This is a genomic window from Mesorhizobium sp. M7A.F.Ca.US.014.04.1.1 (genome assembly GCF_003998745.1).
GTDB classification, from domain to species: domain Bacteria; phylum Pseudomonadota; class Alphaproteobacteria; order Rhizobiales; family Rhizobiaceae; genus Mesorhizobium; species Mesorhizobium ciceri.
In genome coordinates, this window is record NZ_RZRW01001327.1 from 1 (window position 1) to 627 (window position 627).

The 627-nt window shown below is 60.3% G+C and carries 2 protein-coding genes; both read left to right on the forward strand.

Annotated features, from left to right (window positions below; genetic code table 11):
* On the forward strand, positions 1-244 hold a 244-nt coding region (locus EOA22_RS38405), incomplete at its 5' end, for a hypothetical protein (RefSeq protein ID WP_206521566.1).
* Positions 244-627: S1 RNA-binding domain-containing protein (locus tag EOA22_RS36365; protein ID WP_127390755.1), on the forward strand; the 384-nt coding region annotated here is incomplete at its 3' end. The genes EOA22_RS38405 and EOA22_RS36365, both read left to right, overlap by 1 nt.

Here is a 627-nt window from a genome sequence, read left to right on the forward strand (position 1 = left end):
CAAACAAACTGGTCCGGTTCGTCCGGGCTTTGCTTCAAAAGGTTCTGTTGGTGACGATGGCTTCAAGCGCAATCATGGAAAGGTCCGCATCAAACCGCGCCATTATGGCTGCGGGCGGCACCGCCATGGCGCTCAAGCGGCGGCCGACGGACGTTCAAATATCCGGCACCCACATTCCAGACACGCAGCAGCAGGCTTTGCCTCGCAAGCTGCGGCTGACGGCTGCCGGGGGGAAACGAAATAATGCCCAACAAAATGCTGATAGACGCCTCCCACCCGGAGGAAACACGCGTTGTCGTCATACGCGGTAACCGTATTGAAGAATTCGACTTTGAATCCCAGGACAAGAAGCAGCTCAAAGGAAACATCTACCTAGCCCGCGTAACGCGCGTAGAGCCCTCCCTTCAGGCAGCCTTTGTCGAATATGGCGGCAACCGTCACGGTTTTCTCGCCTTCAGTGAAATCCACCCCGATTACTACCAGATTCCGGTCGCCGATCGTCAGGCACTGCTGCGCGCGGAAGCGCAGGAGGCTGAGGACGAGGAGAACGAGGACGGCGACGGCGATGATCGCCAGAGCCGCGATCGCGGACGGCGCGGCCGCAGGCGCGGCGGCAAGCCCCGCGAC